At 56.2% G+C, this 6559-nt stretch carries 6 protein-coding genes; all 6 read left to right on the top strand.

Going from position 1 to position 6559, the window contains the following annotated elements; all coding sequences use genetic code 11:
• Window positions 1–371: 371 nt before the first annotated feature.
• The 6 genes from G494_RS27110 to G494_RS0121180 all read left to right on the top strand — a co-directional run bounded on the left by G494_RS27110 (window position 372) and on the right by G494_RS0121180 (window position 6404).
• A complete protein-coding gene (locus G494_RS27110; RefSeq protein WP_153305989.1) occupies window positions 372–527 on the top strand; it encodes a hypothetical protein in 156 nt (51 codons plus the stop codon).
• A gap of 63 nt (window positions 528–590) precedes the next feature.
• A complete protein-coding gene (locus G494_RS0121195) occupies window positions 591–1571 on the top strand; it encodes a phosphoenolpyruvate carboxykinase (ATP) (RefSeq protein ID WP_028586115.1) in 981 nt (326 codons plus the stop codon).
• Window positions 1572–2013: 442 nt separating this feature from the next.
• Window positions 2014–2679 carry a response regulator transcription factor gene (locus G494_RS25915; RefSeq protein ID WP_161630031.1) on the top strand — a complete coding sequence of 222 codons (666 nt, stop codon included), beginning with the start codon at window positions 2014–2016 and terminating at the stop codon, window positions 2677–2679.
• A gap of 250 nt (window positions 2680–2929) precedes the next feature.
• Window positions 2930–3721, top strand: a complete 792-nt coding sequence (locus G494_RS27505) for a PEP-CTERM sorting domain-containing protein (protein WP_028586114.1) — start codon at window positions 2930–2932, stop codon at window positions 3719–3721.
• Between the two features lie 23 nt (window positions 3722–3744).
• On the top strand, window positions 3745–3978 hold the full coding sequence (locus G494_RS27100) for a hypothetical protein (RefSeq protein WP_153305988.1): 234 nt from the start codon (window positions 3745–3747) through the stop codon (window positions 3976–3978).
• A 329-nt stretch (window positions 3979–4307) separates the two neighbouring features.
• Window positions 4308–6404, top strand: coding sequence for an O-antigen ligase family protein (locus G494_RS0121180; RefSeq protein WP_161630030.1), 2097 nt, complete (start codon window positions 4308–4310; stop codon window positions 6402–6404).
• Window positions 6405–6559: the final 155 nt, after the last annotated feature.

Here is a 6559-nt window from a genome sequence, read left to right as displayed (position 1 = left end):
TTCTGCACCGTACGGCCTCAGGTGATTCCCCGGGAGTTCCTTGAAACCTGGATGCTGCCTCTACCCTCGGAGAGTGGATTCCCGCCTTCGCGGGAATGACGGGTGCGGTGGGGGCTGGGCCATCAGGGGCACAAAACTTCAGGGTAACAAGATATATCCGGGAATATCTTGGTCCATCCCATGGCACAGTTTCCCTCGCCTGGCTGAGGAATCGTGTTGCTGCGCAGAGCGCGGAGTGTGTCAACCCATCAGAAAAACCTTGAAAAGCATTCCGCTTTATGGTTGATATCCATTACTGCCACCTTACTTGATGTTATCCTGCCCCAAACTATATCCTTATCGAGATTCAAATAGTCGGAGGCATTCCCACCATGAAGAACAAGACCCAGGAAGCACAGCAGGAAAAAAAGGTTTGGGCCCAGCCCAAGCTCACCAGATACGGCAGCGTCGAGAAGATCACCCTCAAAGGGTACGGCGCCAACGACGGCCACGGCTTAGAGCCCGGCGGTCACCATCCCAGTCTGTAACCCGCCTTCCCAGGAGGGCTGCCGTCCTATTACGGTTGCCCTCTTTTTTTTGCCCACCCTCCCATGAAACCAGGCAGGTATTTTTACGCGGCCTTTGGTCTGTCGATCTGCTCGGATATCCCGGTGATGGAGTTTGTCTCACTCCAGCCCCTGGAGAACTACGAGATCAGGATCCGAGCCGAAAGAGCGCGCCCGGATTTTCCTCTCTACCAGGGGGCAAACCACTCCTTTCGGATCGATAAAGAGGATGCCATCCTCTACTTCAGCGGGGTAGGGGAGTACCGGATCTGCGCAGGCCGCCAGGTGACCATCATCCCGGCAGAGCAGGCCACCTCGCGCACCATCGAGCTCTATCTCAGCGGAGTCGTGTTTGCGGTGCTGCTCTACCTGCGCGGTCTGCTCGTCTACCACGGGAGCTGCGTGGCCCATCGGACCCACGGGGCCGTTGCCCTGGTGGGTGACTCCGGTGCCGGCAAATCCACCCTTGCAGCGGTCCTCCAGCAGCGGGGATATGGCTTCCTCTCCGACGATGTCGTTGCCCTGGATATCCAGGCACCCACCCGGTCCATCTCTGTTTATCCCGGTTTTCCTCTGCTCAAGATTTCGCCCGAGCTTGCCGCGCGCCTGCAGCTGGATAGCTGTGAGTTGCTGGCCGTACAGGAGGGAGAGAGCAAGGCCTACCTGCCCGTTTGCGGAGAATGCGGCCAGGGCGACCGCGGCAGGCAGAGCGGAGAGTGCGGTCAGGGCGACCGGGAAAGGGGCGTGGCCCCAGCGTTCCCCCTGGGGGCCATCTGCTTTCTCGAAGTCGGCGAGGAACGCGCCCTGGAACGACTCTCAGCCCGGGAAACCATGATCCAAAGCATCCGCTACACCATGCCCACCCGGCTGCTCCAGCAGAGCGGCGAGCAGGCCCATTTTCAGCAGTGCGCCCTTGTGGCGCGCTCCGTACCTGCCTATCGCTTCGCCCGCAGATTGTCTTTCCAGGAGCTGGAGGGCGACGCAGATCTGCTGGAGCAGTACATGTCTCTCAAGGGAGACATGTGAAAGATCCGGGAGGGTGACGACGGCTAGTACCCCCTAAGCCCCTCTTCCAGGGTTGTTTTCTTCGTCCCCTCTCTTGCTGTCCCAGTCTCCTCCCTCAGCCAACTGTCTCTTTTTTTAGAAAATTCTTCGTTAAATTCACCTCTTTGCCTGCCCTAACTTCACATAATTGTAAGGTGCCAGCCACGGTGTAGTACCTTTCGATTTAATGAGATCCCTCGGAGCCCTTCTTGGAGAAGGAAAGTTTGCTCGGATCGGGTCTTCCGTAATACTGAAACAGGTCGTCGCTGGCTGGATTTGATCAACTACCCGTATTTTGTTATAAAACAGTCCGTAGAAAAAGAATCCTTGGCTCAATTACTTTTTTGTTATTAGGGGCTTTGTTCAGGGTATGGCATACAGCAAAATATATATTGTGGGGCCCAATCAATTCACCAGTCAGTTGATGGGAGACCAAATTCAACAGGTTGCGCCGATTCCGATCAGCTGCACAACCGACCACAGCCAGATCGACGGCATCATCCTGGGGCAGGAAGACCTGGTCATCTGTGATTGCAACCAGACCGACCCGGCCGAGCATTGCAGCAGAATGTCCCACGTCTTCGGGGTGAACGGCAATGCCCCGGGTATCGTTTTCATCAACGTGAGTCATGCAACCACTATCTTTGAGGAGCTGATCCACTATAATATCCATGGCGTGCTCTACCGCGATGACTCCATAGAGATGATCAAAAAGGCCGTGGTAACCATACTCGGCGGCGACTACTGGCTCTCCCGAAAACTCCTGGTCGAGTCGCTCAAGTCGGTTCGCCATGGCTACCCTGTGCTGGAGCGGACCGCCATCACTCCATCCCACCCCAGCCATGCCCTTACCAGCCGTGAACAGGAGATAGTCGGTCTGATAGCCGCCGGGATGAGCAATCTCGCTATCTCCAGCAGCCTCTTTATCAGTCCCAGCACCGTCAAAACCCATATCAGCAATATCTATAAAAAAATCGATGTCTCCAACCGGGTGCAGGCGATCCTCTGGGCAGCTAAAAACCTGGATAAGGACGGCGATAAGGGGGCCGGCGACCCTGACGATCCTGGCTGGGACCATCCTGTCAGGTAAAAGGTACTAGCAGGGGACTAGGTAATGGTACGGGACAGGGGGTGTCGAAAATACAGAGGAAGGGCGATTGTTTTCCCTGGCTGTTCCTTTAAGATGGCGCTGGTATGCAATATCGTTCGTAACGCAGGCAGTATACGCAGGTAAGCGCAAGTAAGATTTGTCCGGCATGTTCCAGAGCTGTTTGGCAGGCAGTCCTGGGAAAAGATGTTTCACCCCCTATCGGATAACAGGTGCTCAAGGGAATAATACCATGAAAAAGCTACTCATAGGCTGTGCCTTCACGGCAGCGAGCCTGACCCTGGTCGCGGCCTCTGCCCAGGCAGACTCGTATACCTTTCATTTTACCGGTGCGGATATCCTCTACACCCAGGGCGTCCTTGATGGAACCGGTGGCAGCACCCCGGTGCAGGCCGACATGTATAACGGTGCCTCGCGGGCAAGCGTCGACGGCAAGGTCTATACCAGCTATACCTCCGGCGACGACCGACGCTCCTTTGAACGGAATTTTTTAGATCCGGCCAAGGCCCAGGACTGGCGCCTGACCTCGTTCAACCTCTGGGGTCTGGGCGACCTCACGGTAGGCGATGAGACTGCCGAGGCCACCGGCTGGGGCGAGGAGTTCAATGTTACCTCCTGGGCCTTCAGCGGCAGGGTGGGCAACAGCAACTGGATCTCGCTGCTCGATTCAAACGACGGCACCCTGGGACAGGACGTGCCCACCTATGCCTCCACCGGAACCGCGGAAGAGGCCTATGCCAACGGCATCAACTTCAACGATCCGGAATCTTTCCGCTTCTCCATCACCTTGGACCTGGCCGACGACTTCAGCGGCTGGTACCGCAACAAGGTCGGGACCCTCTGTTTCTGGGTGGGAGGCATGTTTGTGGATGAAGAGTCCCACCGCAAGGCCGATTACCAGACCAACATGACGCTGACCGCCGAAAATGCACCAGTTCCGGAACCGGCAACCTCGCTGCTCTTTGGGCTTGGCCTGCTCGGCCTGGCCGGCTTGGACAGGCGTCGGAAAATAAAGAACGCTTGAATAGAGAGCAGGGGATACATTCAATGGTAAGCTTAAAAGGTATCTTGTTTTGGCTGGCTATTTTGACCATCGGTACCTTTGGAGCTAACTCTGCCTTGGCTGCTGATGATTGTGTCCAAATAGATGGTTTAGGAGCTTGCTATCATAAGGGTACGGTAACGGTAACGGTAAAGCATGGCGGCGCCATGGTTAGCGGAGAAACTGAAATTTGTTACGCAGGTCAAATCTGCCCCAAACCTGCAAGACAAGGGGATTGATCGAAACTTCAGACGACTGATATATTGTAAAGCTCTTGTATACTTCATTGTCTGAATTTATCCCCTAGAGTCCACCTACCTCAGCTATGACCATACAGTATTTTCTCTTCTTCTTGGCCCTGGTAGGTGCGCCTCTTGTTTTTGGTAGCGTTGACTTTTCAGTGCAGGTCGGCATCCAGCTGGCCTGCACCTCTTCGTTGCTGATTTTTCTAGTTCTACTCCTTCGGCGGAAAGTCCCGTATTATCATGTACCCGGGCTTGTGCCGCTGCTCCTCTTCCTCGGGCTCTGCCTGCTGCAGCTTCTCCCACTGCCCTTGGGGCTGGTCAAGTTGCTTTCCCCACACACCGCCTTGATGTATCAACCGGTCCTCGATGCCGCCGAAGCCCCATGGTTTATCCCCCTGTCAACCGTTCCCCATGCAACCCTCAGCGAATTTTTCCGCTACGCCTCATACATTACCATCTATGTCCTGGTTATAGAGTTTCTTGATGATAAAAAAAAGCTGTGCACTGCTGTCCAACTGGTCCTGGCAACTTCAGCGGTCATAGCCTTTGTTGCCATCATTCAACATTATGCCGGCACCAGCCGTGTCTGGTGGGTACGTGAACTTTCACCACCAACCACTGGTTTTTTTGGGCCCTTTGCCTATAAAAATCATTTTGGTGGCTATGCAGCCATGCTGCTCCCTCTGGCCGTGGCCCTCTTTCTCTATTACTGGCGTCCGGTCAACCTCCAGGGCCTGCCAATACGCCGGCGACTGGTAACCCTGCTCAGCCGGAGGGAAAATCAGCTCGCGTTCTGTTACGGCCTGGTTTCCCTGCTGCTCGCCGTGGCCCTGTTGCTCAGTCGCTCCCGCGGCGGCATAATCTGTGGTTTCAGCGGTTGTACGGTCATGCTCTTTGTTATGCGGAGACGGTTCAAGGGGCAAGGTATAATACCCATTCTCTTTTTGGTTCTTCTCATCATCTTGGGGTTGGGCAGGGTGGGCTTGCACTCCTTGGATAGCCGTTTTGGTCAGGCCATAGGCGAAGACGGCATTTCCCTTGGTGGCAGGGGAGGGTTCTGGAAAGATGGTCTGGGCATCGTCCGCGACTATCCGCTTACAGGCACAGGGGCAGGGACCTTTCCGGCTGTTTTCGGGGCGTACAAGTCCGAGCCCCTGAATAAGTTTGTCAATAATGCGCATAACGATTTTCTCGAAACCGTTACCGACAATGGCTTTGTCGGCATGGCTCTGCTGGCTGTTTTTTTCTGGGCATACCTGCGTACAACCTATCCCATGTATCGGAAGCGCCGCGACCGCTGGTCAAAGAGTGTCTACCTGGGCAGTCTCGCAGGTGCAGCAGCACTGCTGATGCATGCCTTTGTGGATTATCAGTTTCGTCGTAACGGGGCTGTAGGCCTCTATTTTTTCTTTTTGCTTGGGTTTGGCGCGGCTAGCGTGCATGCGCGCCGGGAAGGCGCTCGCTCAAGCACTTTACTCAGGCCGGTGGAACTCAGCTCAGTTACCAAAATCATCGCCGTGGCTATGGTGAGCCTGTTTCTATTGAGTTCTCTGACCATCCAGAGCCGCCAGGTCGTAGCTCAGTGGATTGCCCCGGATATGTTCGCGTTTCCCGGCTACCAGGATGCCGATAAACTGGATGCCTTCACCAGGCGTCTGCAAAGGGCAGGGCGGCTCGATCCGCTGAACCCCGAGTACCAGCACCTGCTCTCCTGGGCCCTGGCCAAGGATGAGCCGGCTGCAGCCCAGAGTCATCTGCTCCAGGCCATGCGCCTCAGCCCGGCAACGGCCCTCTATTACCAGGGTTATGGAGGCCAGCTGGCCAAGCAGGGGCGGCGAGATGATGCCGAGCGCGCTTATGATCAAGCCATTCAGCTGGACCCGACCGGAGGGGACAAATACTGGGCCAAGGGCATCTTTCTGATCGAGTCCGAGCGGACAGCTCAAGGCCTGGCTGCGGTGCGCCGGACCCTGGAGCTGCTTCCAGCCAGAACCGCCCTGTTTCTCTCCATACTCCGGAAAAAGGGCTTGTCGCTTAAGGACCTGGAGCCGGCCCTGCCGCCCACCACCCCGGTATACCTGGCCTATGCCAGCCTGTGGGTGAAAGAAGATAATCCGGACCAGGCAGATTTGGCCTATCGCAAGGCCCTGAGTTACCTGGGCCGGGAAGAGACCGTTTCAGCGGCCTGGTTTATCACCCCATACCGGTTTTATCGCCGCCACAAGATGGCGGACCAGGCCCTGGCCGTCGTCCGGCAGGCCGTGGAGCAGCTGCCGGATAACTACCGTTTTCGCCTGATTTTAGGCGACCTCTACCGGAAACAGGGCCTTGTCCTCAAAGCTGGCGAGCAGTACCGGTTGGCCCTAACCATCAGGCCCGACGACCAGACCGTCCGCAGCAGATTGGAGCACCTGTTATGAGTTCCTTTCCGCACAGACCGGAACCCCGGGAGATACTCAGCGAACCCAACTTAAGCCGAACCGTCACCCCCGACCCAGTCAGGAATCCAGTTCCCAAGCACCCAGCCCGGAGTTATAGCAGCCATCATCCCGGAGCAACAGGCAACCAGGAAGAG

Origin of the sequence: Desulfogranum mediterraneum DSM 13871, assembly GCF_000429965.1 — a bacterium.
GTDB lineage: Bacteria > Desulfobacterota > Desulfobulbia > Desulfobulbales > Desulfobulbaceae > Desulfogranum > Desulfogranum mediterraneum.
Note: the sequence above shows the minus strand (reverse complement) of the source record. Positions and strands in the feature narration are given on the sequence as shown.